This window comes from Candidatus Palauibacter australiensis (genome assembly GCA_026705295.1).
GTDB lineage: Bacteria > Gemmatimonadota > Gemmatimonadetes > Palauibacterales > Palauibacteraceae > Palauibacter > Palauibacter australiensis.
The window spans coordinates 1-22,090 of the sequence record JAPPBA010000021.1 but is presented as its reverse complement, the minus strand read 5'-3'; the positions used below and the strand labels follow the sequence as shown (position 1 = coordinate 22,090).

Genomic DNA, 22,090 nt, shown 5'->3' with positions numbered 1-22,090 from the left:
TCGCGAGATGCAGGATGGCGGACCGGCGGCGCGCGCGGGGCTCCTCGCCGGCGACCGGCTCGCGGCGATGGACGGCGTGGAACTCACCCTCGCCAACCTGCCCGACAGGCTCGCCTCCATCCGACCGAGCGTTCCCGTTCGGCTGGAAGTGACTCGAGGCGGGGAGCGCCACATCTTCGAAATCATGCCCGACGTCCGGCCGCCGGACGCGGACGCCGTTCCGATGGTGGGCCGCCGGACGGTGGTGGCGACCGCCGGTACTCCGCAGCGGAACACGTTCGTCCTCTGGCTGACGGATCCGACCGGGGGCGACGGCCCCGGCTTCGCTCTCACCGTCCGCGATACGGAGGACATCGGCGTCGCGGTGGAGCCCTCCGCCGTGCGGGTCGTCGACGGTCGGCTCAGCGTACTTCCGGTGCGCGACCGCCCGGCGTCGGAGTTGCCGGCCGTCCGCCGGGAAGTGCTGAGCGATCTGCGGCGGGAGTCCGAATCGGCGTACCGCAACTTCACGGTCGCGCTCGAGCGCGTCGGGGCGGTACGGGCCCGCCTCTCGACGGCGGAGTTCCGGCGCCGCGCGATTCGTATCGCCCAGTTGGCATTGGCGGAGACGGAACTCGCCGTCCGCTTCCACCGCACGTTCGCCGGGGCCGAGTTCGAGCCCGTGCGCGACTTTTCCGACCGGCCCGGCCTCGACGGTCTCCTCGTGCTCCGGGTCGCCGGGGGGACGGTCACCGACCGGCTCGGGCTCGGGCCGGGAGATCTCCTCGTGAGAGCGGGCGACCGTCCGATACGCGACCTGGAAGATCTGGTCGCGGCGCTCGAATCGGAACGGGAACGAGGTCTGGGCGTGGTGTGGGTGCGGGGAGGTGAAGAGATGAGCGGAGTCTGGCCCCGGCGCTGAGGCCGACTCGCGGGTTTTCGCGGCGCCACATTAGATTCTCACATGGCTCGAAACCGTCCGGGACAGCGGAGCCGCATCGAGGGTAGAGGACGAGTACGCGTCCGAGTGGATACGTATGCCGTCATCGCGGCCTTCCTCCTCGGGATCGGACCGGGCGCCGCCCTTCAGCCCTGTCCCAAGCATCAGGCGGCGCACGGCGACGAGCCGGAGACCCGGGCCGCCACACTCCACGGGACGCACGCGGAGGCCGGCCACGGGCACCACCATGGGGACCGCCACGCGGAGTCCGCTCACGCCGAAGGCTCGGGCGCCGCGCCGGCGCATCCACATTCCGACGGACCCTGCGACTGCCTCGGCATCTGCCTCACCTGCACCGGTCCGGCACACATGGCGGCCGCCGTTGGGGCCACCCAGCCAACGTCGGAAAGCCGATCGCCGCACGGAGAGCGACCCGACACCAGGCCGGCTCCCGACCCGACCGCGTACCTCAGACCGTTCGCTCAACCACCCCCCGCCTGACTCCTCAGCAATAGCAGCTACAAATCGTGCGGGGTGCGAACCGCGTCGGCCGCGTCGGCCGCTGCGCGCGCTCGTGCCCGTTGCCGAATCGATCCCGGCGCCCTTCGCCCGCGTGCATCGATCGGCCGCGCAATCCCTTATCGAACGAGGAGTCGAACCTTGAAGAAAAGCACGATGCTCGGCGCATTCGCGCTGCTCGTCCTTGCCGCACCCGTCGCCGCGCAGTGGAACGCCTCGCGCGCGGACAGCCACGCCCCGGTCGGAGTCATGGGCGACCACCGCCACGAGGCGAGCGAGGTGATGCTCTCGTACCGCTACATGGCGATGACCATGGAGGGGAGCCGCATCGGCACGGATCCCATCGCCGATGCGGATATCGTTTCCCCGGGCGGGGGGTTCATGATCACCCCTACCCGCATGCCCATGACGATGCACATGTTCGGGGCCATGTTCGCGCCGTCCGATCGCATCACCTTCATGGCGATGCTCCCCTTTGTGTCCAGTTCGATGGACCACATCACGCGCCACGGCGGGTCGTTCACGACCGAATCGAGCGGGATGGGCGATATCAGGGTGGGCGCCATGGTCGGCTTGGCCGACTGGGCGAACCAGTCGCTGCACCTGAACGCGATGGTCGGCCTGCCGACCGGATCGATCGAGGAGAAGGGTGTCCTCCCCATCAGTCAGGGGATGGAAGTTCAGCTCCCCTACCCCATGCAGATCGGGTCCGGCACGCTCGACTTGCGCCCCGGCCTTACGTGGCTGGGCCAGGCCGGCGACTGGTCCTGGGGAGCCCAGGGGAACGCCGTGATGCGCACGGGCAGGAACGACCGTGACTGGGCGCTCGGCAACAAGGTGCAGGGAACGGCCTGGTGGGCTCGGGTGCTGGGGCGCAACGTCTCGGCGGGCGTGCGGCTGGTCGCCACCCGGATCGGGAACATCGACGGGAGGGACGCCGCGCCCAGCGTGAACCCGCAGATGGTACCCACGGCCCGCACCGATCTCCGCGCTGGGACGGTGGTCGAGGGGGGGGTGAGCTTCAACCTCTACATCCCCCGGGCCAGGGCGTTTCGGATCGCCGGCGAGGTGCTCCTACCCCTCGTTCGCGACCTCGAGGGCCCACAACTCGAAACCGATCTGACCTTCGTGCTGGGTCTGCAGATCGTGCCCATAAGCCACTGATCGGTAGATTGTTACCGTACGGGAGCCGCCTCGGTCGGCTCCCGTACGGCGTTGCCATGAGATTCCACATGAGGTCCTGCTTGCACACGGCGTATACGTACGACGTGCATGTATACAGTCTGAGCGGTTTGTCATCGGTGAAGGGCGGGCGTACTCTCTCCTCCCACCACCGCCGGCCCCGGGTCGGCGAAGATCCCCGAAACCTTTCGAGAAACCCCCATGTCCGACGCGTCTCCTGCATATGACACGCTGCGCACGCCCTCCGGCGGGGAAACCATCCGCATGGCCGGCGACCGCCTCGACGTGCCCGACCGTCCGATCATTCCCTTCATCGAAGGAGATGGGATCGGCCCCGACATCTGGCGCGCCGCGAGCGCGGTGTTCGAAGCGGCCGTCGAAAAGGCCTACGGCGACGAGCGGCGGATCGCGTGGTTCGAGGTGCTCGCGGGCCAGAAGGCGTTCGATCGCACCGGGGACTGGCTCCCCGCTGACACGCTCCGAGCCATCCGGCACCACCGCGTCGCGATCAAGGGGCCCCTCACGACGCCCGTGGGCGGAGGGATCCGCTCGCTCAACGTGGCGCTGCGCCAGCAACTCGACCTGTTCGCGTGCGTGCGGCCCGTACGCTGGTTCAAGGGCGTCCCGTCGCCGGTCCGCCAGCCGGACCTCGTCGACATGACGATCTTCCGCGAGAACACCGAGGACATCTACGCCGGCATCGAGTGGGAGGCCGGGAGCGAGGAGGCCCGCCGCCTGCGCGCCTTCCTGCACGACGAGATGGGCGTATCGACGATCCGTTTCCCGGAGACGAGTTCCTTCGGGGTGAAGCCGATCTCGCGGGAAGGGACGCAGCGACTCGTCCGCGCCGCGATCCGATACGCCGGCGACCGGGGATACGGGAGCGTCACGCTCGTCCACAAGGGGAACATCATGAAGTTCACCGAGGGCGGCTTCCGCGACTGGGGCTACGAACTCGCGAAGGACGAGTTCGGCGCGCGGGAGTTCGGCGGCGGCCCCTGGTGCGAGACCTCGGACGGCATCGTCGTCAAGGATGTGATCGCCGACGCGTTTCTACAGCAGATCCTCACGCGGCCCGCGGAGTACGACGTGATCGCCACGATGAACCTGAACGGGGACTACATCTCGGACGCGCTCGCCGCGCAGGTGGGCGGGATCGGCATCGCCCCCGGCGCGAACATCAACTACGAGACGGGCCACGCGATCTTCGAGGCGACGCACGGCACCGCGCCGAAGTACGCGGGGCAGGACAAGGTGAACCCGGGATCCGTCATCCTGTCGGGGGAGATGATGCTGCGGCACCTGGGGTGGAACGAAGCCGCCGACCTTATCGTATCCTCCCTGAGCGCCACCATAAGCGAGAAGCGGGTGACGTACGACTTCGAGCGCCTGATGGAAGGCGCAACGCTCCTCAGGTGCAGCGAGTTCGGCCAGGCCATGATCGACAACATGTGACGGGTCCGGCACAATCCGATGGAGATGGAGAAAGAGATGAGTAAGACAGGCAGGTTCGCGGCGGCGGTGGCGGGGTTCGTGTCCGCGCTGGCGGTACCAGGTACGGTCGAGGCCCAGCTTCCGGCCGGCGTCACCGAGGTCGCCAGCGTCGAGGGGATTACGGAATACCAGCTTGAGAACGGGTTGCGCTTCCTCCTCTTCCCCGACCAGAGCAACCAGCGCATCACGGTGAACATCACCTATCTCGTCGGCTCGAGACATGAAGGGTACGGCGAGACAGGCATGGCCCACCTCCTTGAGCACCTGGTGTTCAAGGGGACCCCGAACCACCCGGACATCCCGAAGGAACTGGACGAACACGGCGCCTTCCCGAACGGTACGACGTGGTTCGACCGCACGAACTACTTCGAGACGTTCCCGGCCACCGACGAGAACCTCGAGTGGGCGCTCGACCTCGAGGCCGACCGCATGGTTAACTCGTTCATCGCCCAGGAGGATCTCGATTCCGAGATGACGGTCGTCCGGAACGAGTGGGAGGCGGGAGAGAACAGCCCGCGAGGCGTCCTCCAGAAGCGCGTGATGTCGGCGGCATACGACTGGCACAACTACGGCAACTCCACGATCGGCGCGCGCGCGGACATCGAGAACGTGCCCATCGACCGGCTGCAGGCCTTCTACCGGAAGTACTACCAGCCAGACAACGCGATCCTCGTCGTCGCCGGACGCTTCGATCCGGATCGCGCGCTCGAACTCGTGGCCGAGAAGTTCGGTCCCCTCCCGCGACCGGATCGCACGGGGGCGAACCAACTGTTCGAGACGTACACCGCCGAGCCCGCCCAGGACGGCGAGCGTACGGTCACCCTGCGCCGCGTCGGCGACGTGCAGTTCGCGATGGCGGCCTATCACATGCCGCCCGGTTCTCACGAGCACTTCGCCGCGGTCGACGTGATGACGCACATCCTTACCGCGCGCCCCGCCGGTCGCCTCTACCAGGCGCTCGTCGAGCCGGGCCTGGCCGCCAACGCGTTCGCCGGAAACTTCCAATTGCGCGAGCCGGGCATGCTGTTCGCCGGCACGGAGGTGCGCGCGGGTGACTCGCTCGACGAAGCCGCCGACGTCATGCTGGCCACGATTCAAGCGCTCGTCGATGAACCTCCCGCCGAGGAGGAGGTCGACCGGGCGAAGACGGACTTTCTCTCGGGCATCGAACTCTCGTTCAACAACCCCCAGGGGATCGCCCTGCAGCTCAGTGAGTGGGCATCGATGGGCGACTGGCGCCTCTTCTTCCTGCACCGGGATCGCCTCGAACGGGTGACGCCCGAAGCGGTTCATCAGGTCGCACAGGCCTACCTCAAGCCGTCCAACAGAACCATCGGGTACTTCTACCCGGCGGATGAGACGCCGGCTCGGGCCGAGATCCCCCCACCCCCCGACGTCGGTACGCTGGTGGCCTCGTACACAGGGCGCGAGGCGGTGGCCGAGGGAGAGGCGTTTGATCCCACGATCGAGAACATCGAGACCCGGACGGAGCGGTTCGAACTGCCCAACGGCCTCAAGGTCGCCTTTCTTCCGAAGGAGAACCGCGGCGACGCGGTCAGCGTGCGCTTCACGCTGCGGTACGGCACGGAGAGCGCCCTCATGGGGAAGGCGACCGCCGGCTCCCTCGCGGGTTCGATGTTGATGCGCGGGACGGCGAACCGCTCTCGCCAGGAGATCTCCGACGAACTGGACCGGCTCAAGGCCCAGGGCGGCGTCAGCGGGAGCGCCCTCTCGGGCGGAGGGTCGTTCACGACGGTCAGGGAGAACCTGCCGGCCGTGCTGCGCCTGGGTGCGGAGATCCTCCAGGAGCCCGCCTTCGATGCGGCGGAGTTCGAGTTGCTCCGCGAAGAGCGGCTCGCCGGCATCGAGTCGCAGATGTCGGAACCGCAGGCCTTGGTCGTGCAGGCCTTCCAACGTCACTTCGGCGACTATACGGTGGATCATCCCCGCTATTCGCCGACGTTCGAGGAGCAGATCGAGCGCCTTGAGGCCGCGACGGTCGACGAGGCGCGCACCTTCTGGGAGGGCTTCTACGGGGCGCAGGGCGGCACCATGTCCGTGGTCGGCGACTTCGATCCGGCGGAAATCCGCCCGCTGATCGAGGAGCTGTTCGGAGCCTGGACGGCGCGCGAGCCCTACGTGCGTGTGTCGGCGCAATACCTCGAGGTACCCGCGGTCGCCCTCGACATCGAGACGCCGGACAAGGCGAACGCCATGATGTTCGCCGGACTCGCGATTCAGATGCGCGACGATCACCCCGACTACCCGGCGCTGCTCCTCGGCAACCACATCCTGGGCGGCGGCATGAACTCGCGTCTGTTCAGCAGGATTCGGGGGGAGGAAGGCCTGTCATACGGCGTGGGTTCCAACTACGGTGCGCCGCCGATCGACGACAACGCGCAGTTCGCGGCCTTCGCCATCTTCGCCCCCGAGAACGCGGACAAGGTGGTCGCCTCGTTCGAGGATGTTCTGGAGACCACCCTCGCGGACGGTTTCTCGGAGGAGGAGTTCGAGGCGGCCAAGCGGGGCTACCTGGACCAGCAGCAGAACGGCCGCGCGAACGACGCCGTCATCGCGATCATGCTGGCGAACTCCATGTTCGTCGGCCGCCCGCTCTCCTTCCACGCGGAGCAGGAGGCCGTGATCGAGACGCTGACGGCGGGCGATGTCGTGGCCGCGATGCGGCGCCACATCGACCCCACGAAGCTGACGATCATCCGGGGCGGCGACTTCGCCAACAAGCTCGTTCCCTAGCAGTCACGGACTGCTGGACCCGCCGACGGGAGCGGCGGGCGGCCCGGTCAGCGGCCGCCCGTCTGCTCCCGTTCGACGTTCAGCTGCGTGATGTCCACGCTCCAGCGCGTGTCGCCCAGCAGGTGCTTCACGAAATACTCCGCGCGCAGCCAGAACCAGTAGTCGCTCATGTCCCCGTAGCCGTGCCGCTGGCCGGGGAAGACGAAGTAGTCGAAGCGCTTGTTAGCCCGGATCAGCGCTTCCGCCATGCGGTGCGTGCCGGCGTGGTGGACGTTGTTGTCGATGTCCCCCGTCGTGAGCAGCAGGTGCCCCTTCAGGTTCGAGGCCAGGTCCGAGTTGCGCTCGATCTCGTACTCGAACGTCACGTTCCCGCTGTCGTCCACCACCTCGCTCACCCCGTGGTGTTTCTCCGACCAGTTCTGGTTGTAGACGTCGTTGTTGTGGTTCCCCGAGGATGAGACCGCGACCTTGAAGAAATCCGGGTAGACGAGCATCGCCGCCGTCGACATGAACCCGCCGCCGGAGTGCCCGTAGATGCCCACCCGGTCGATGTCGATGAAATCGTGCCGGTCGGCGAGTTGCTCGATCGCGGTCTTCTTGTCCGCCAGTCCGTAGTCGCGGAGGTTCCCGTACCCGTAGTTGTGGTACCACTTCGAGCGGGCCGGGTGGCCGCCGCGGTTCCCCACCGTGATCACGATCATCCCGAACTGGGCCAGCGCCGTCTCGTAGCGCGCCGTTGAGAACGCCTTCGCCACGGCCTCCGTCTGCGGCCCGGGGTACACGTAGGCGACGATCGGATAGGTCTTCTCCGGATCGAAGTCGAACGGCTTGTAGATCACGCCGTACAGGTCCGTGACCCCGTCGTCCGCTTTCGCCGTGTAGGGTTCGGGGAATCCGTACCCGGCCTCCTCCAGCTTCGAGAAGTCGGCGGTCTCAAGGTCCATGATCCGGCGGCCGTTCGCGGCATGGAGGGCGGCAACCGGCGTGGTGTTGACGCGCGAGTAGTTGCTCACGAAGAAACGGTTGGACTCGCCCATCTCGACGCGGTGGTCGAAGTCGCCCGGGTTCAGAATCGTGAGCCCCGAGCCGTCCAGATTCACGCGGTACAGGTGCTGGTAGTAGGGATCCTCGCCCGCCTCGCGCGCGTTGGCCTGGAAGTAGACCACGCCGGCCGCCTCGTCGATCCCGACCACTTGGCGCACCGACCACGGGCCCTCGGTGAGGCGGTTGCGCAGCGTCCCGTCCGGCGCGAACCGGTACAGGTGCGCCCAGCCGTCCCGCTCCGACCACCACAGCATGTCGCCCGACGCGAGGAGTTCGAGCCGCTGGAACTCCACGTAGGTGTTGAGCCGCTCCTCGAACAGCACGCGCGCCGCGCCCGTCGCCGCGTCCGCCACCATCACGTCGACGCGGTGCTGGTCCCGGCTCTGCCTCACGAAGTGGAGTTCGTCCGAGCCGGGAGAGAGCCACAGCGACCGGAACGGCTCCTCGCTGTCCGGATAGCGGAACTGGCGCGCGGACGTCGTGAAGAGGCGGTGGTCCTTCCACTCCTCCGGCATCGCGACCTGGACCATGCTGCGGTCCTGGAGGTCGTAGATGAGAAGCTCGGGCTGGCTCACGGTCTCCTCGCCCGGCATGTCGTACTTGTAGGACTCGAGTTCGGGCCGCTTGTTGCCGACCATGTGGATGACCCAGAGGTTCCCCACCTCGCGCCGGTCACGGCGGACAAGCGAGAAGCGGCGCGAATCACGGGACCACGAGACCGACACCCGCTTCCGCTCGTCCGCGTTCTCCTCCCGCTCGATGTCGGTGTCGCCGCGCTCGAACACCGCGTAGCTGTAGTGCTCCTCCCCGTCCGTCGTGAGCTGCGTCTCCTCGACCTCGATCCCTTCCTCCGCCTCATCCGCCTCGTCGCCGCTCTTGCCGCGCCGCGCCTCGAGGAACTGCTGGTAGTCGTCCCCGCTCATCATGTGGAGGTTGTGGTGACGGGCGAAGATCACGGTCTGTCCGTCCGGCGACACGCTGGCCCAGGACGGGTGGTTGTCGGGCGCCTCCCAGTCCTCGAGTTCGCGCAGCACCCGCGTGTTCACATCGTACTCGAAGTGGAACACCTTCTTCCTGGAGCGCTGGCGCTGCCGTTCTCCCTCCTCCTCTTCCTCGTCCAGTTCCTCCATCTCCGACTCGGTGTCGTCTTCCTCCTCGTCCTGCGAGGACTCGACCTCGAATTGGAGCGTGTTCGCGTCGATGAACTTGATCGCGCGAATCGGGAGGTGCTGGCCATCCCACGGGTCGCGCGTGATGCGGGTCAGCTCGGCCGCGATCCGGTCGTTGTCGAAGATCTGCCGCTTCGTCCCGGCCACCGGATCCACGATGGTGTAGAAGGAGCCGTCCGACGTCTCCCATTCGTACCAGAACGACTCGGAGCCCTCGATCCACTGCGGGTCCACCGAGGTCGAGTAGACGAGATCCTGGATCTTGTAGGGCGCGAAGCGCGCCGCGAGGCGGTAGTTCGCCGGGTCTTCGGCGGCCTCCTGCGCGGCGAGCGGCGCCGCTAGCAGGAGCACCGCGGCGAACGGGACGAAACGGCGGAGACCGATACGGTGTGCGGATTTCATGGCAAAGCTCGTGGTTGTCGTGTAGGGAGCGGGCGACGAGAGAACGTCGGAGAACGTGGAGGAGGTCGGGGCGGCCTGTCCAGATGGCCGCCCCGCGGCGTGCGGAGACGTACCCGACCGGGGGAGCCAGTCCAGACGACGGACCCCCACCGGCAGGGGTCAAACCAGGTCAGCAGCTCGTGGCGCTAGTCGCCGCGTCCGAGCATCATGCCGACCACTGCGCCGGCGGCGCCCCACAATACGGCCGTGACGACGACGTCGACGACGACCGAGGTGAGGGTCGAGGTGTTCATCGCGCCCAGCGCCACGAACCCGAAGGCCGCCGCAATGAGCGCGCCGAGCTTGGCGCCCGCCTGGGCGCCGCCCGCGACATCCGTCGCGCCCTTCCAGCCCAGGGCGGTCGCGAGCACTCCGCCGGCGGCAAGCTGGCCGACGGCGATCCAGAGGAAACTGGGAGACTCCCTGATGACACCGGTGGCTGAGCCCATGTTGGCTTCAAAGAAGCCACCAAGGAGCAGTTCGTAGAGGACGTAGCCGCCCACAAAGAGGACGACGGCGCCGGCGATCGAGGCGATGAGGCACTTCGTGTTCATGGCGTTCCCTCCGCCTGAAGGTGGTGAAGCCCCCCCGCACACGTCCCTTCCTCCCGCGGGCAGACGCGCGCGGCGCGCGCAAAGGGCTCACCGGGCGCGGCCACCCTGCCTTGAAGCATAGGAATCGAAACCCGACCGGCAAGACCGGCCGCCCCGCTCCCCCGGCCGGGGGCCGCTACTCCCGGTCGGAGGGCCCCGCGGGATCGGGAGCCTGATCGGCCTTCGCGGCTTCGAGCTGCTAGAAGCGGTCCAGGCGGGGGTTGACCACGTTGGAGTAGATCGACCCGAACGTGTAGGAGAACCCTACCGACACGCCGTACTCGAAGCCGCTCTGGAGGATGCGCTGACGGAGGAGGACCTCCTCCGTGGTGGCGTCGCCGGATGGCACGTTGAGCTGGTCGCGGATGCGCGAGTAGTTCGCATTGAGCCGGAGCGACAGCCCGCGGAAGATCCGGAAATCGGCCCCGGCGAAGGCGGTGAAGCGGTTCTTTGACGGATCGTGCAGGAACTGGGAGAAGGTGAGGAACCCGTACGACTCGCCCCACGGCTGGCGGACGCTGAGGCGTACGCTGAAACGGTGGTGCGGGAGCGTCTCCTCGTCCTTCAGGAAGACGGTCTGCTCGATGTAGTCGTGGTACCGGAGGCCGATCGTGTAGAGGAAATTGAACTGCCTGCGGGTCGACTCGGAGTAGGGATAGATGTTGTACTCCAGCGCCGGCCCCACCCGAAGCTGCAGGTCTTCGTTGGCGAAGCTGGAGTGCCCCACCTCGTACGCGGCGCCCGCCGACCAGTGATCCGACAGGCTCCACACGCTGAGCCCCTCGGCTTCCCAGCTCTCCCGGACGCTGGTAACGGATGTCGTGTCGGAGGTCTCGAACAGGCGCCGGTTGTAGCTCGCGTCGACGGAGAACTCGAGTTTCAGGGCGTCCGTAACCCGGTCGGCCGAGAAGCCAGTCTCGAATTCGTACTCCTCGGTGCGCTCGTCCACCTCGAGGTCGGCGTTCGCCCGCAGCCGGAAGGTCCAGAAGTTCCACGGATCGTCCTCGGGCCGGGCGGCGATCTCGCCGCCCCCGGCTCCGTCGTAGCGGACATCGATGCTCGAAGCCTGCTCGGTACGTGCGATGTAGCGCAGCAATCCCAGTTCGAGCGTCCGAGCCACGTCCGTCAGCCGCTGCTCCAACGCGAGGTTGGGGCGCGTCACGACTTCGAGCCGGTCCGTGATCTCGGCGAACTCCTCCCGCCCGATGTAGTCGAGCGTGAAGCGCCGACCTCCGCTGCCGGTGTCTTCCGAGGTCATGAGGACGTGGACCTGCGCGTCCTCGCGGTCGCGCGTGTAGTTCACGTACGGGATCTCGCGCCGGTAGAAGTCGAAGTCGCACATCCCGCGGCCGCCGTCGCAGTCGAAGAAGACGCGAAGCGCGCCGTTGCCGTTGGCAATCGGCGTCACCTCCTGCGCCGCCAGGGGGACGAGCACCAGGCTGGCGAATACGAGCCCCGCCGCGAACGCGAGGCCGCCGATGCGAAGAATCCGGAGACGGTTCACGAACGGCGACGTTCCTGCGGGAACGCGCAACTCAGGCTGGATCGGGGTTGAGAGGCCTCTCACTCGAACGTCCGGTGGCTAGAAGAACTGGTCGATGAGGATCGGGTTGCCGTCGGGGTCCTCGAGGACGACGTGTGCGGGCCCGGAATCGCCCGCCTCCTCCGTTCCATGCGTGATCTCCACGCCACGTTCGCGCAGCGTCCGTTCGAGCTCCCGGACGTCCGTCCACGACTCCATCGGCTCGCCCTCGAGCGTGAGCCCCGGATTGAAGGTGAGGATGTTCTTCTCGAACATGCCGTGGAAGAGGCCGATCACCGTCTCGCCGTTCTTCATGATCAGGTAGTTTGCCTCGGCGTCACCGCCCGTCTGTACGAAACCGAGCTTCTCGTAAAACGCCTTCGAGGCGGCGAGGTCCTTTACCGTGAGACTGATCGAGAACAGCCCGAGGTCCAAGAGTTCGCTCCCGGTTTGGAGTGTAACGGCCATGGCCGCCGGGAAACTGATGCCCGGAAGCGGACCGGCCAAACGCGCGCGCCGAGGCCAGCTGGCCCTCCGGTCCCACCCACCCGCGCGATGAGCGCCCTCCGTCTTTCGCTCCGCTCGCCGGAACTGCGGCGCGAAGCCGCGGACGGGATCCTGGACCCGTCTACGGCCGCGGCGGCTAGAGACGTGATCCGAGGCTGGAGTGGGTACGACGCGACGCCGATGGTAACACTGCCGGGGCTCGCCGCGTTGCTGGGGGTGGAGTCGGTCCGGGTCAAGGATGAATCGCCGCGCTTCGGGCTCGGCTCGTTCAAGGCGCTCGGCGGGGCGTTCGCGGTCCTGCGCGCACTGCAGGACGAGATCGAGCGCCGGAGCGGAGCCCGGCCTACGGCGGCGGAGTTGCGGGCCGGGCATCCGCTGGCGGCGGAGATCACGGTCACGACCGCCTCGGCGGGGAACCACGGCCGATCCGTGGCGTGGGGGAGCGCCGAGTTCGGGTGTCGCTGCGTGATCTTCCTTCCGGAAGACGCGATCCCCGCCCGCGCCCGCGCGATCGAGGGACACGGGGCGAGGGTGGTCCGCGTACCCGGCGAGTACGACGGCGTCGTCGGGCACACCGACCGGGAGGCCGCGCGGAACGGCTGGATCGTCGTTTCCGACACGGCGTACGAAGGCTACGAGGAAACGCCCCGCCGCATCATGGCGGGCTACACGCTCCTCGCCGCGGAGATGCTGGACGACCTCGCGGATGTCGGCGCGGCGCCCCTCACGCACCTCTTCGTGCAGGCGGGCGTCGGCGGCCTCGCGACCGGAGTGTGCGGCCATTTCGCGCAGGCGTGCGGCGAGGGACGGCCGCGCTTCATCGCCGTCGAGCCGTGGCGGGCCGACTGCTTCGGCCGGAGCCTGCGGCTCGGCCGGGCGAGCCGCGCGGAACCGCCGTTCCGCACCGCGATGGGTGGTCTCGCCGCCGGCGTCGCGTCGACGATCGCCTGGGACTACCTGGCGCCGCTGCTCGACGCGGCGGTCGCGCTCCCCGAGCCCGTGTGGGCCGCCGGCGCCGAGGCGCTCGAGTCCGGTCGGCTGGGCGCCCGCATCATCGCGGGCCCGTCCGGCGCCGCCGGCGCAGGGGCGCTCCTCGCCCTGGCCCGCCTCCCCGGCCTGCGCCGGCTCCTCGGCCTCGACGCCTCCGCGCGCGTCGGCGCGATCGTCACCGAGCAGCGATTCGACTGACGACCCGGCCGCTTGCCGCCGCCCCCCGCCTCCGTATAGTCGATCACGCTGATCGATCACGCTGATCGAACATGCCGATACCCCGAATCGCGCGCGCGAGCCGCTCCGGCGCTTTGAACTCCCTCAACCCGCCCAGGAGTCACATGTCCGATTTCGCTGCCCATATCGACCGCGAACTCACGCGGTTCCACGATGAACTCAAGACCTTTCTCCGCATCCCCAGCATCAGCACCGATCCGGAGCACGCGGGCGACGTCCGCGCCTGCGCGGGCTGGGTCGCCGAACACCTCATCGCGGCCGGGATGCAGAAGGCCGAGGTCATCGAAACCGGGGGGCATCCCATCGTCGTCGGCGAACGGATCCACGCAGACGACGCCCCGACCGTCCTCGTATACGGACACTACGATGTGCAGCCCTCGGAGCCCGACGAGTTGTGGACGAGCCCGCCGTTCGACCCGGAGGTCCGCGACGGCCGCCTGTACGCCCGCGGATCGATCGACGACAAGGGTCAGGTCCACATGCACATCAAGGCGCTCGAAACGCGCCTCGCGTCCGGGGCGGATGTCCCCGTCAATCTCAAGCTGGTGATCGAGGGGGAGGAGGAGGTGGGAAGCCGCCACCTCGCGGCCTTCCTCCACGAGCACGCCGAGCGGCTCGCCTGCGACGCGATCCTCGTCAGCGACACGGGGATGTTCTCCCCCGAACTGCCGTGCATCACGACCGGACTGCGGGGCATCGTCTACACCGAAATCACCGTCCACGGCCCCCGGTCGGACCTTCACTCCGGCACCTACGGTGGTGCTGTGGTGAACCCCGCCAACGCCCTGGCCGCCATCCTCGCCGGCCTTCGGGACGAGCACGGCCGCGCCACCGTGCCGGGATACTACGATGCGGTCCGACCCATCAGCCCGCGCGAACGCGCCGATCTCGAACGCCTCCCCATGGATGAGGAGACGCTCCGGGCGGGCGTCGGAGCGCCGGCCCTCGGCGGGGAAGCCGGGTTCTCGGCTCTGGAGCGGCTATGGTACCGCCCCACGCTCGACGTGAACGGGCTGCTCAGCGGCTTCACCGGCGAAGGTTCGAAGACCGTCCTCCCCGCCCACGCGATGGCGAAGGTGTCGATGCGGCTGGTGCCGGACCAGGACCCGGCGCAGGTGGTCGAGGCCTTCGAGGCCCGCGTCCGCGAACTCGCGCCGGAGGGCGTGACGGTCGAGATCAAGCGCTCGCACGGCGGCGCCCCGTGGGTGGCCGACACCGAACATGCCGTCTTCGACGCCGCCTCCGCCGCGCTGGAGTCGGGGTTCGGCGCCCCGCCCGCGTACATCCGCGAGGGCGGCTCGATCCCCATCGTGCAGGAATTCGAGGAGACATTCGGCGCACCCGCGCTCCTCATCGGCTTCGCGCTCCCCGGCTGCAACATGCATGCACCGGACGAGTGGATCGATCTCGGCGTCTACCGAAAGGGGATCGCGGCCCTCGCCGACCTCTACGGCCGCCTCGCCGACCCGTTGACCTAACAGCCCGTGACAAGACCCCGCGACCGGCGCTGACGCGGGGTCCTGCTACGGCCTGCCGGCAGGAGTTCAGGCGACGGGTACGACGTCGAGTTCCGTCGTGATCTCGATGCAGCCGGAGAGCGTTCGGTAGACCGGACACTTCGGCGGATGGGCCTCGAACGCACGCTGGATCGCGTCGGCGTGCGCCTCGTCCGCCTGGAGCCGATATCGGGCGCGGATCCTCCGGATCACGAGCACGCCGTCGTCCGTCTCGACCTCGCCCTCCACGTTCGCCACCAACCGTCCTTCATCCGCCTTTACGCCGCGCGCTTCCAGCGCGCCCCCGAAGGTTCCGGCCAGTCAGCCGCCGGTCGCGGCAATGACGTAGTCGAGGGTCGTGGCGACGTCGCGTTGGTCGCGGACCCCGTAGTACTCGGCGATCGCGGAATGGACGCCGAACTCGACCGGCGCGTCCGTGGCCGGGATCTCCGCCGTGCGGTATGGCCCCTTCTGCCGCACGATCTTCACGTGCGAGCGGTAGACAACTTCACTCATCGGCTGGTTCTCTCCATGATGATGTCGAGGAAGTTCATGACGACGCGGTGCGTGAGTCCCCAAATGGCGTCGCCCTCGTACAAGATGGAAGGCCACACGTGTTCGCGGCCACCATCCGGGTAGCGGATCTCGGAGCGCAGAGACGGGTCGCGCAGCGCGCCGAGCGGGGCCCAGACGTGATACTGCACCTCGGCGTTGGTCGAGACGCGGACGTCCTCCCCGTGCCAGGCGACGAAGGGAGAGATGAGGATCGACGGGATCCGGCGCGTCACCGGGTGCAGGTCGTCGAGCCGCCCGAGGAACCCGCCGCGCGGAAGATCGAGCCCCACTTCCTCGCGCAACTCGCGTCGCGCTGTCTCCATGAGATCCGCGTCCGCCGCATCCCGGTGTCCGCCGGGAAGCGCCATGTGGCCGGACCAGGGGTCGCCGGGGACCTCCGCCCGCCGGACGAAGAGCACCTCCAACTCCGGTCCCCGCGGACGAACCACGAGGGTCACAGCCGCGTGACGCTCCGCTGCCCCGGCGTCGACGACGGTGTGGCCCGCCGCCGCTAGCCGACGCGCGACCCGCCCCCGGCTCCAACCTTCGCTCACCGACCCTTCTCCGCTTCGTCGAGGAGCCGCAGGTAGCTCTCCAGCCGCCGGGGCCGGATCTCCCCCTCCTCCACGGCCGCGCGAACCGCGCAATCCGGCTCCACTCGATGTCGGCAGTCCGCGAACCGGCAGCCCTCGCCAGCCGCGGCGATCTCGACGAAGCCCCCCGGAAGTTCCGCCGGATCCAGCCCCCACAGCGCCAGGTACTGCAGGCCGGGCGTGTCCGCGACGTAGCCGCCGTCCGGGTATCGATAGAGCGCCGAAGCCACCGTCGTGTGCCGCCCGCGTCCCCGCCGCTCGCTGATCTCGCCCACGCGCAGGTCGAGTTCCGGGACGAGCGCGTTCAACAGGCTCGACTTCCCCACGCCCGACTGCCCGCTGAGGACCGTGATCCGCCCCGTGAGGCGTCCGGCAAGCGCCGTCAGTCCCGCCCCCGATTCGGCGCTCGTCGGCAGCGTCTCCACGCCGAGCGCCGCGTACTGCCCGAGGCCGTCTCCGGACGTGGGCTCCCCGAGGTCCGTCTTGTTCACGACGAGAAAGGCGTCGATGCCGCTCAGCGCCGAAAGCGCGAGCAGCCGGTCCACCATAAGGAAGTCGGGATCGGGCGCCGTCACCGAAACGACGACGGCGACCTGGTCCACGTTCGCGACGATGACCTGTTCGCGCCGCTTGGAGACGCCGTGCCGGGAGAGCGCCCCGCTTCGCGCGCGGAGCCGAACGATCCGCATCTCGTCACCGACGCGTTCCAGCTCGACGAGATCGCCGACCGAAACGATGCGCGAATCCGTCCGCTTCAGGCGCCCCCGCAGCGACGCCTGGACCACGGTTGTGGAATCGTCTACGTGATAGACCCCACCCGCGATCCGCAGCACGCGGCCGACGGCAGCGAGGGGGCCGCCGGATGTCACGCGGAGCCGGGGTCCTCGTCCATCCCGTCCCCCAGCTCCTCGAGACAGTTCCACGCCAGCAGCGCGCACTTGATGCGGACCGGGAACTTTGAGACCCCCGCCAGCGTGCGCAGATCGCCGAGCTCGTCGTCCGACAGCAGCGCTTCGTCTCCGTGCAGGAGGTGCGTGAACTTCCCGGAGAGTTCCAACGCCTGATCGAGCGACTTCCCCAGCACGCGTCCCGTGAGCATGGACGCGGACGCGAGGCTGATCGAGCACCCGCGGCCCAGGAAGCGCGCCTCCGCGATCCTCCCCTCCTCCACGCGCAACATGAGTTCGATCACGTCGCCGCAAAGCGGGTTGTTCATCGTGATCGCATGCGTGGCTCCGTCGAGCTGCCCCTTGTTCCGGGGTTTCCGGTAGTGGTCGAGGATGACTTCCTGGTACAGCTGGTTGAGCGACGAGGGGATTTCCCGGTCGATGGTCCCCGGCGTGCCAGAACGGGGTTCGATCATCGGCTCAGGCCAGTCCGCCGAAGACTTCGGCTGCCAGGGCGAGGCCGTCGCACAGCGCGTCGATCTCCCCAGGCGAATTGTAGAAGTAGAAGCTCGCCCGGGCCGTAGCGCTGAGCCCGTAGTGGTCCATCAGCGGCTGGTTGCAATGGTGCCCCGCCCGGATCGCGACCCCCCGCTGGTCGAGGATCGTGGAGAGGTCGTGCGGATGTATGTCGCCGTACGTGAAGGAGAAGAGCGCGGTCCGCTCCTCGCGGGGGCCGTACAGCCGAAGCCCTTCGATCTCGTCGAGCCGCTCGAGCGCGGCGCGCTTCAGGGCGTCCTCGTGCGACGCGATCGCCTCCGACCCGAGGTCCGCGAGGAAGCGGGCGGCTTCGCCGAAGCCCACGACGCCCGAGATGTTGGGCGTTCCCGCCTCGAACTTGTGCGGGACCCTCGCCCAGGAAGATCGCTCGAGTCTCACGTCCGAGATCATCTCGCCCCCGCCCTGGTAAGGAGGCATCTCCTCCAGCAGCTCGCGTCTGGCCCACAGCGCCCCGACGCCGGTGGGACCGCACATCTTGTGGCTGCTGAACGCGTAGAAATCGCACCCGGTCTTCGCGACGTCGGTCAGCATGTGGGGCGCGGCCTGCGCCCCGTCGATGAGCGTCAGCGCGCCGGCCGCGTGAGCCCGGTCCACGATCTCCCGGACCGGATTGACGGTCCCCAGGCTGTTGGAGACGTGCGTACAGGCGACCAGCCGGGTCCGCTCCCCGAGGAGCCGGTCGAAGTCGTCCAGATCGAGCGTGCCCGCGGGCGTGACGTCGACGAAGCGGAGACTGCAGCCCGTGCGGCCCGCGAGCAGTTGCCACGGCACGAGATTCGAGTGGTGCTCCATCTTCGTGAGCACGATCTCGTCGCCCGCGCCGATGAACGCGTCCCCCCAGCTCGACGCGACGAGGTTCACCGCCTCCGTCGTGCCGCGCGTGAAGACGATCTCCGCCGGGTCCGTCGTGCCCGCGTGCGCCGCCACCGAACGCCGCGCGCCCTCGTAGGCCTCCGTCGCCTCCGCGCTGAGCTGATGCACGCCGCGGTGCACGTTCGCGTGCTCCCGGCGCAGGTAGCGCTCGACCCGGTTCAGGACGCGGAGCGGCTGCTGCGAGCTTGCCGCGTTGTCCAGGTAGGCCAGGGGGTGGCCGTTGACTTCCCTCGACAGAATGGGGAACTGGGCCCGGACCGCGGCGAGATCCCAGCCGCCATCGTCCGACGCCTCACCCGCATCGCGACCCCCCGAGGCGGAAGGACCCCCGGACGCTGGCACGCTTGTCGCGCGCATCGTATCCGTCATCTCCGCCATCGGCCCCGGATCCCGCTCAGCCGAGGTCGACCTGAATGTCGTCCCCGTCGATTCGCACGTCGAAGCGCCGGACCGGCATGACCGCTGGAAGCGCCCTCGGCGCGCCGGTCGCGAGATCGAAGCGCGCCCCGTGGAGGAGACAGGTGATCTCGCCCGCCTCGACCTCGCCGTCCGAGAGCGGGAACTCCTCGTGGGAGCAGCAGTCCTCGAGCGCGTAGACCTCGCCTCCGCTCCGGATGAGCGCGATCGCAAGGTCCCCGGCCATCACCCCGCACGTCCCGTTCTCCGGTACATCGTCGACCTTGGCCACCGTGACGAATCGGCTCATAGCCCGATCTTCTCCTCGATCGCTTCGCGTACGCGCACCCGCACCCCCTCCATCGGCAGGCGCCCCAGAACCTCGTCGAAGAACCCGAACACGAGCAGACGCTCGGCCTGGCGCCGCGTGAGGCCGCGGCTCATCAGGTAGAAGAGTTGTCCATCCTCCACCTGCCCGATCGTCGCCCCATGCGAGCAGCGCACATCGTCGGCCTCGATCTCGAGGTTTGGAAGCGCGGACGCGTGGGAGCCCTCGCTCAGAAGCAGATTGCGGTTCGTCTGGTAGGCGTCCGTGAGCTGGGCTCCCTTGTCGACCTTGATCAGTCCGCGGAAGACGCTCGAACCCGAATCCGTCAGGGCCCCCTTGAACAGCAGGTCGCTGTGCGCGTGCGGCGCCGCGTGGTGCTGCAGCGTGTGGTGGTCGAAGTGCTGGTCGGAGTCGCCGAACCAGAGCGCGAGCATCTCGCTGTCACTCCCGGGCCCGTCGAGACGGCTCGTGACGTCCGCCCGCGAGAGGTCGCCGCCCAGCGTGACGTTGAAGGTCACGATCCGCGAGTCGCGGCCCGCGGCGACGTGCTGCGTCGAGAACCGTTTCACGCCCCGGCCGAAGCGCTGGAGCGCGACGTACTCGATACCCGCGCCCGCTTCCCCCGTAATCGTCGCCCCGTGCAGCGAGACGGTCTCCGCTTCGAGATCGTCGGAGAGGAACTCGTCGATCACCGACGCCCGCGCGGCCTCCTCACCGTACACGAACGAATGCGCGGAGGAGAGTGTGCCCGCCCGCTCGACGATGTGAAACGCGTGGATCGGCGCCGGCATCTCCACCCCGCGCGGCACATGGAGGAAGTAACCGCCGCCCAGGAGGGCGAGGTGCAGCGCCCAGAGCTTCTCCTCGGCGGGGCCCGGCTGCGCCTCGAACAGCGCGCGCCTCAACACCTCCAGGTGCCGGTCCGCCGCGTCCCGGATCGAGCACAGGACCACGCCGCTCCGCGCCACCTCGGGTTCGAGTTCGAGATGCGCGACGCGCCCTTCCCGCAGCACGACGACGCCCGCCCGTTCTCCGGAGCGCCCGAGCACTTCGCGCACGTCCGCCGACAGCGCTTCCGCCGTCGCGGGCGCCGGGACCACCGGCGTCAGCGCCCCGAAGCCGACCTTCGTGAGGTCCGTGTACCGCCATTCCTCGGACTTCTTCGTCGGCCAGGGAAGGGCGGTGAACCGTTCCCATGCGGCGGCCCGCGCCCCCGCGACCGCTTCCGGTTCCGTCAGCCCACCGGCAAGCGTATCGAAATCCGCCGCGGCCAGCGTCGACTCCGCCGGCCCGGCTGTCATTGTGCTCATCCGACCGACCCTTCCATCTCCAGTTCGATCAGCCGGTTCAGTTCGATCGCGTATTCGAGCGGCAACTCCTTGGCCACCGGCTCGATGAAGCCGCGTACGATCATCGCCATCGCCTCCGCCTCGTCGAGGCCACGGCTCATCAGGTAGAAGAGCTGCTCGTCGCCGACCTTCGAGACCGTGGCCTCGTGCCCGATCGAGGCCGTGTTCTCGTCGATCTCGATGTAGGGGTAGGTGTCTGTCCGCGACTGTTCGTCGAGCAGCAGCGCGTCGCACTCGACGTTGGACTTCGCGCCCTCCGCGCCGTCATACACCTTGCACAGTCCGCGGTACGAGGAGCGCCCGAGCCCCTTCGAGATCGACTTCGAGGTGATCTGGGACGTCGTGTTGGGGGCGGCGTGGATCACCTTGCCGCCGGTGTCCTGGTGCTGGCCGTCCCCCGCGTACGCGATGGAGAGGATCTCGCCGTGCGCCCGCTCTCCGACCAGGAAGCACGACGGGTACTTCATCGTGAGTTTCGAGCCCAGGTTCCCGTCGAGCCACTCCATCTTCGCGTCCTCGTGCACGAGCGCCCGCTGCGTGACGAGGTTGTACATGTTGTTCGACCAGTTCTGGATCGTGGTGTACCGGAAGCGCGCGCCCTTCTTGACCACGATCTCGATGACGCCGGAGTGGAACGAGTCCGTCGAGTAGACCGGCGCCGTGCAGCCCTCGATGTAGTGGGCTTCGGCCCCCTCTTCGCAGATGATGAGGGTGCGCTCGAACTGGCCCATGCGCTCCGCGTTGACCCGGAAGTAGGCCTGGAGCGGGATCTCCACCTTCACCCCCTTCGGGATGTAGACGAACGACCCGCCCGACCATACGGCCGAGTTGAGCGCCGCGAACTTGTTGTCGTGCGTGGGGACGACGGTCGAGAAATACTGCCGGAACAGCTCCGGGTGCTTCGCGAGTCCATCCTCGATCGACTCGAAGATCACGCCCTGCTCCTCCCACTGTTCCTTCAGGGAGTGGTAGACCATCTCGGACTCGTACTGGGCCCCGACCCCGGCGAGCGCCTTACGCTCCGCCTCGGGGATCCCGAGCTTTTCGAACGTGTCCTTGATCTCCTGCGGGACATCGTCCCAGGACCGCTCCATCTGATCCTGCGGCTTGAGGTAGAAGTAGATCTCGTCGAGCGTGTCCTCGAGCCTGGAGAGATCCCCGCCCCACTTCGGCATCGGCTTGGAGTAGTAGACCTCGAGCGCCTTCAGCCGGAAGTCGAGCATCCATTCCGGCTCTTCCTTGTGAAGCGAGATCTGGCGCACGATGTCGCTGGAGAGCCCGGGGACGGCCTTGAAGACGGGCTTGTCCTCCGTGACGAAGCCGTACTTGTACTCGTCGAGCCCTAGCCCGGTGATGGTCTCGTTCTGAGGCATGGTTCTTCCACCTTCCCTTACGGAATCAGACGGCCGCCGCCGCCTGGTGAAGCCAGTCGTATCCCTCGGCTTCCAGCTTGTCGGCGAGCGAGGCGCCGCCGCTCTCCGCGATGCGGCCGGCCATCATCACGTGCACGACATCCGGCTGGATGTAGTTGAGGATCCGCTTGTAGTGCGTGATGAGCAGCACGCCGAGCGCCTCGTCGGCCTCGGACAGGCGGTTCACTCCGCGGGCCACGACCTTGAGCGCGTCGATGTCGAGTCCGCTGTCCGTCTCGTCCAGGACCCCGAGCGCCGGCCGAAGCACGGCC

The 22,090-nt window shown here is 68.2% G+C and carries 21 protein-coding genes; 6 read left to right on the top strand and 15 right to left on the bottom strand.

Annotated features, from left to right (window positions below):
* On the top strand, positions 1-901 hold a 901-nt coding region (locus OXN85_01455; protein ID MCY3598627.1), incomplete at its 5' end, for a PDZ domain-containing protein.
* 30 nt (positions 902-931) lie between these two features.
* On the opposite strand, the gene OXN85_01450 is transcribed toward OXN85_01455, so the two are convergent.
* Positions 932-1,225, bottom strand: coding sequence for a hypothetical protein (locus OXN85_01450; protein ID MCY3598626.1), 294 nt, complete (start codon positions 1,223-1,225; stop codon positions 932-934).
* A 354-nt stretch (positions 1,226-1,579) separates the two neighbouring features.
* Between OXN85_01450 and OXN85_01445 the strand changes: the two genes are divergently transcribed.
* The 3 genes from OXN85_01445 (at position 1,580) to OXN85_01435 (ending at position 6,868) form a co-directional block, all read left to right on the top strand.
* Positions 1,580-2,602 carry a transporter gene (locus tag OXN85_01445; GenBank protein MCY3598625.1) on the top strand — a complete coding sequence of 341 codons (1,023 nt, stop codon included), beginning with the start codon at positions 1,580-1,582 and terminating at the stop codon, positions 2,600-2,602.
* Between the two features lie 219 nt (positions 2,603-2,821).
* Positions 2,822-4,075: an NADP-dependent isocitrate dehydrogenase gene (gene icd, locus OXN85_01440; protein MCY3598624.1), complete on the top strand. Its 1,254-nt coding sequence runs from the start codon at positions 2,822-2,824 to the stop codon at positions 4,073-4,075.
* 36 nt (positions 4,076-4,111) lie between these two features.
* Positions 4,112-6,868 (top strand): pitrilysin family protein, encoded by a 2,757-nt coding sequence (locus OXN85_01435; protein MCY3598623.1) that lies wholly within the window; start codon positions 4,112-4,114, stop codon positions 6,866-6,868.
* Between the two features lie 47 nt (positions 6,869-6,915).
* Here the strand turns inward: OXN85_01435 and OXN85_01430 are convergent, their stop codons facing one another.
* The 4 genes from OXN85_01430 to OXN85_01415 all read right to left on the bottom strand — a co-directional run bounded on the left by OXN85_01430 (position 6,916) and on the right by OXN85_01415 (position 12,072).
* Complete coding sequence (locus tag OXN85_01430; GenBank protein MCY3598622.1) at positions 6,916-9,483, bottom strand: DPP IV N-terminal domain-containing protein; 2,568 nt, start codon at positions 9,481-9,483, stop codon at positions 6,916-6,918.
* Positions 9,484-9,668: 185 nt separating this feature from the next.
* Positions 9,669-10,076: a hypothetical protein gene (locus OXN85_01425; GenBank protein MCY3598621.1), complete on the bottom strand. Its 408-nt coding sequence runs from the start codon at positions 10,074-10,076 to the stop codon at positions 9,669-9,671.
* Positions 10,077-10,314: 238 nt separating this feature from the next.
* Positions 10,315-11,619 carry a hypothetical protein gene (locus OXN85_01420; protein MCY3598620.1) on the bottom strand — a complete coding sequence of 435 codons (1,305 nt, stop codon included), beginning with the start codon at positions 11,617-11,619 and terminating at the stop codon, positions 10,315-10,317.
* Positions 11,620-11,697: 78 nt separating this feature from the next.
* A complete protein-coding gene (locus tag OXN85_01415; protein MCY3598619.1) occupies positions 11,698-12,072 on the bottom strand; it encodes a VOC family protein in 375 nt (124 codons plus the stop codon).
* Between the two features lie 120 nt (positions 12,073-12,192).
* On the opposite strand from OXN85_01415, the gene OXN85_01410 reads away from it, so the two are divergent.
* Together OXN85_01410 and OXN85_01405 are read left to right on the top strand one after the other, a co-directional pair.
* On the top strand, positions 12,193-13,332 hold the full coding sequence (locus tag OXN85_01410) for a diaminopropionate ammonia-lyase (protein ID MCY3598618.1): 1,140 nt from the start codon (positions 12,193-12,195) through the stop codon (positions 13,330-13,332).
* Between the two features lie 143 nt (positions 13,333-13,475).
* Positions 13,476-14,849 (top strand): dipeptidase, encoded by a 1,374-nt coding sequence (locus OXN85_01405; GenBank protein MCY3598617.1) that lies wholly within the window; start codon positions 13,476-13,478, stop codon positions 14,847-14,849.
* 66 nt (positions 14,850-14,915) lie between these two features.
* Here the strand turns inward: OXN85_01405 and OXN85_01400 are convergent, their stop codons facing one another.
* The 10 genes from OXN85_01400 to OXN85_01355 form a co-directional block, all read right to left on the bottom strand.
* Positions 14,916-15,188, bottom strand: coding sequence for an OsmC family protein (locus OXN85_01400; protein ID MCY3598616.1), 273 nt, complete (start codon positions 15,186-15,188; stop codon positions 14,916-14,918).
* Entirely contained in the window at positions 15,189-15,383 is a 195-nt protein-coding gene (locus tag OXN85_01395; protein ID MCY3598615.1) for a hypothetical protein, read from the bottom strand. It abuts the gene before it with no gap.
* The gene (locus OXN85_01390) at positions 15,380-15,976 is read right to left on the bottom strand and encodes a CoA pyrophosphatase (protein ID MCY3598614.1); all 597 of its coding nucleotides are present in this window, start codon (positions 15,974-15,976) and stop codon (positions 15,380-15,382) included. The genes OXN85_01395 and OXN85_01390 overlap by 4 nt, the downstream gene beginning before the upstream one ends.
* Positions 15,973-16,884, bottom strand: coding sequence for a ribosome small subunit-dependent GTPase A (gene rsgA, locus OXN85_01385; protein ID MCY3598613.1), 912 nt, complete (start codon positions 16,882-16,884; stop codon positions 15,973-15,975). Before rsgA ends, OXN85_01390 begins: the two co-directional genes overlap by 4 nt.
* Positions 16,881-17,378, bottom strand: coding sequence for an SUF system NifU family Fe-S cluster assembly protein (locus OXN85_01380; protein MCY3598612.1), 498 nt, complete (start codon positions 17,376-17,378; stop codon positions 16,881-16,883). Before OXN85_01380 ends, rsgA begins: the two co-directional genes overlap by 4 nt.
* 4 nt (positions 17,379-17,382) lie before the next feature.
* Positions 17,383-18,690: a cysteine desulfurase gene (locus tag OXN85_01375; protein ID MCY3598611.1), complete on the bottom strand. Its 1,308-nt coding sequence runs from the start codon at positions 18,688-18,690 to the stop codon at positions 17,383-17,385.
* A 37-nt stretch (positions 18,691-18,727) separates the two neighbouring features.
* Entirely contained in the window at positions 18,728-19,039 is a 312-nt protein-coding gene (locus tag OXN85_01370; GenBank protein MCY3598610.1) for a non-heme iron oxygenase ferredoxin subunit, read from the bottom strand.
* On the bottom strand, positions 19,036-20,367 hold the full coding sequence (sufD, locus tag OXN85_01365; protein ID MCY3598609.1) for a Fe-S cluster assembly protein SufD: 1,332 nt from the start codon (positions 20,365-20,367) through the stop codon (positions 19,036-19,038). Before sufD ends, OXN85_01370 begins: the two co-directional genes overlap by 4 nt.
* Positions 20,364-21,779, bottom strand: coding sequence for a Fe-S cluster assembly protein SufB (gene sufB / locus OXN85_01360; GenBank protein MCY3598608.1), 1,416 nt, complete (start codon positions 21,777-21,779; stop codon positions 20,364-20,366). Before sufB ends, sufD begins: the two co-directional genes overlap by 4 nt.
* 25 nt (positions 21,780-21,804) lie before the next feature.
* A partial coding sequence (locus OXN85_01355; GenBank protein ID MCY3598607.1) for an ABC transporter ATP-binding protein occupies positions 21,805-22,090 on the bottom strand: 286 nt, incomplete at its 5' end.

What these genes read in the sequence shown, in the direction of transcription:
- sufD (MCY3598609.1), bottom strand. Translation starts at nt 20,367, where the DNA reads ATGAGCACAATGACAGCCGGGCCGGCGGAGTCGACGCTGGCCGCGGCG.
- OXN85_01435 (MCY3598623.1), top strand. Translation starts at nt 4,112, where the DNA reads ATGAGTAAGACAGGCAGGTTCGCGGCGGCGGTGGCGGGGTTCGTGTCC.
- OXN85_01410 (MCY3598618.1), top strand. Translation starts at nt 12,193, where the DNA reads ATGAGCGCCCTCCGTCTTTCGCTCCGCTCGCCGGAACTGCGGCGCGAA.
- OXN85_01450 (MCY3598626.1), bottom strand. Translation starts at nt 1,225, where the DNA reads ATGCGCCGGCGCGGCGCCCGAGCCTTCGGCGTGAGCGGACTCCGCGTG.
- OXN85_01425 (MCY3598621.1), bottom strand. Translation starts at nt 10,076, where the DNA reads ATGAACACGAAGTGCCTCATCGCCTCGATCGCCGGCGCCGTCGTCCTC.
- icd (MCY3598624.1), top strand. Translation starts at nt 2,822, where the DNA reads ATGTCCGACGCGTCTCCTGCATATGACACGCTGCGCACGCCCTCCGGC.
- sufB (MCY3598608.1), bottom strand. Translation starts at nt 21,779, where the DNA reads ATGCCTCAGAACGAGACCATCACCGGGCTAGGGCTCGACGAGTACAAG.
- OXN85_01395 (MCY3598615.1), bottom strand. Translation starts at nt 15,383, where the DNA reads ATGAGTGAAGTTGTCTACCGCTCGCACGTGAAGATCGTGCGGCAGAAG.
- OXN85_01375 (MCY3598611.1), bottom strand. Translation starts at nt 18,690, where the DNA reads ATGCGCGCGACAAGCGTGCCAGCGTCCGGGGGTCCTTCCGCCTCGGGG.
- OXN85_01430 (MCY3598622.1), bottom strand. Translation starts at nt 9,483, where the DNA reads ATGAAATCCGCACACCGTATCGGTCTCCGCCGTTTCGTCCCGTTCGCC.
- OXN85_01370 (MCY3598610.1), bottom strand. Translation starts at nt 19,039, where the DNA reads ATGAGCCGATTCGTCACGGTGGCCAAGGTCGACGATGTACCGGAGAAC.
- OXN85_01405 (MCY3598617.1), top strand. Translation starts at nt 13,476, where the DNA reads ATGTCCGATTTCGCTGCCCATATCGACCGCGAACTCACGCGGTTCCAC.
- OXN85_01380 (MCY3598612.1), bottom strand. Translation starts at nt 17,378, where the DNA reads ATGATCGAACCCCGTTCTGGCACGCCGGGGACCATCGACCGGGAAATC.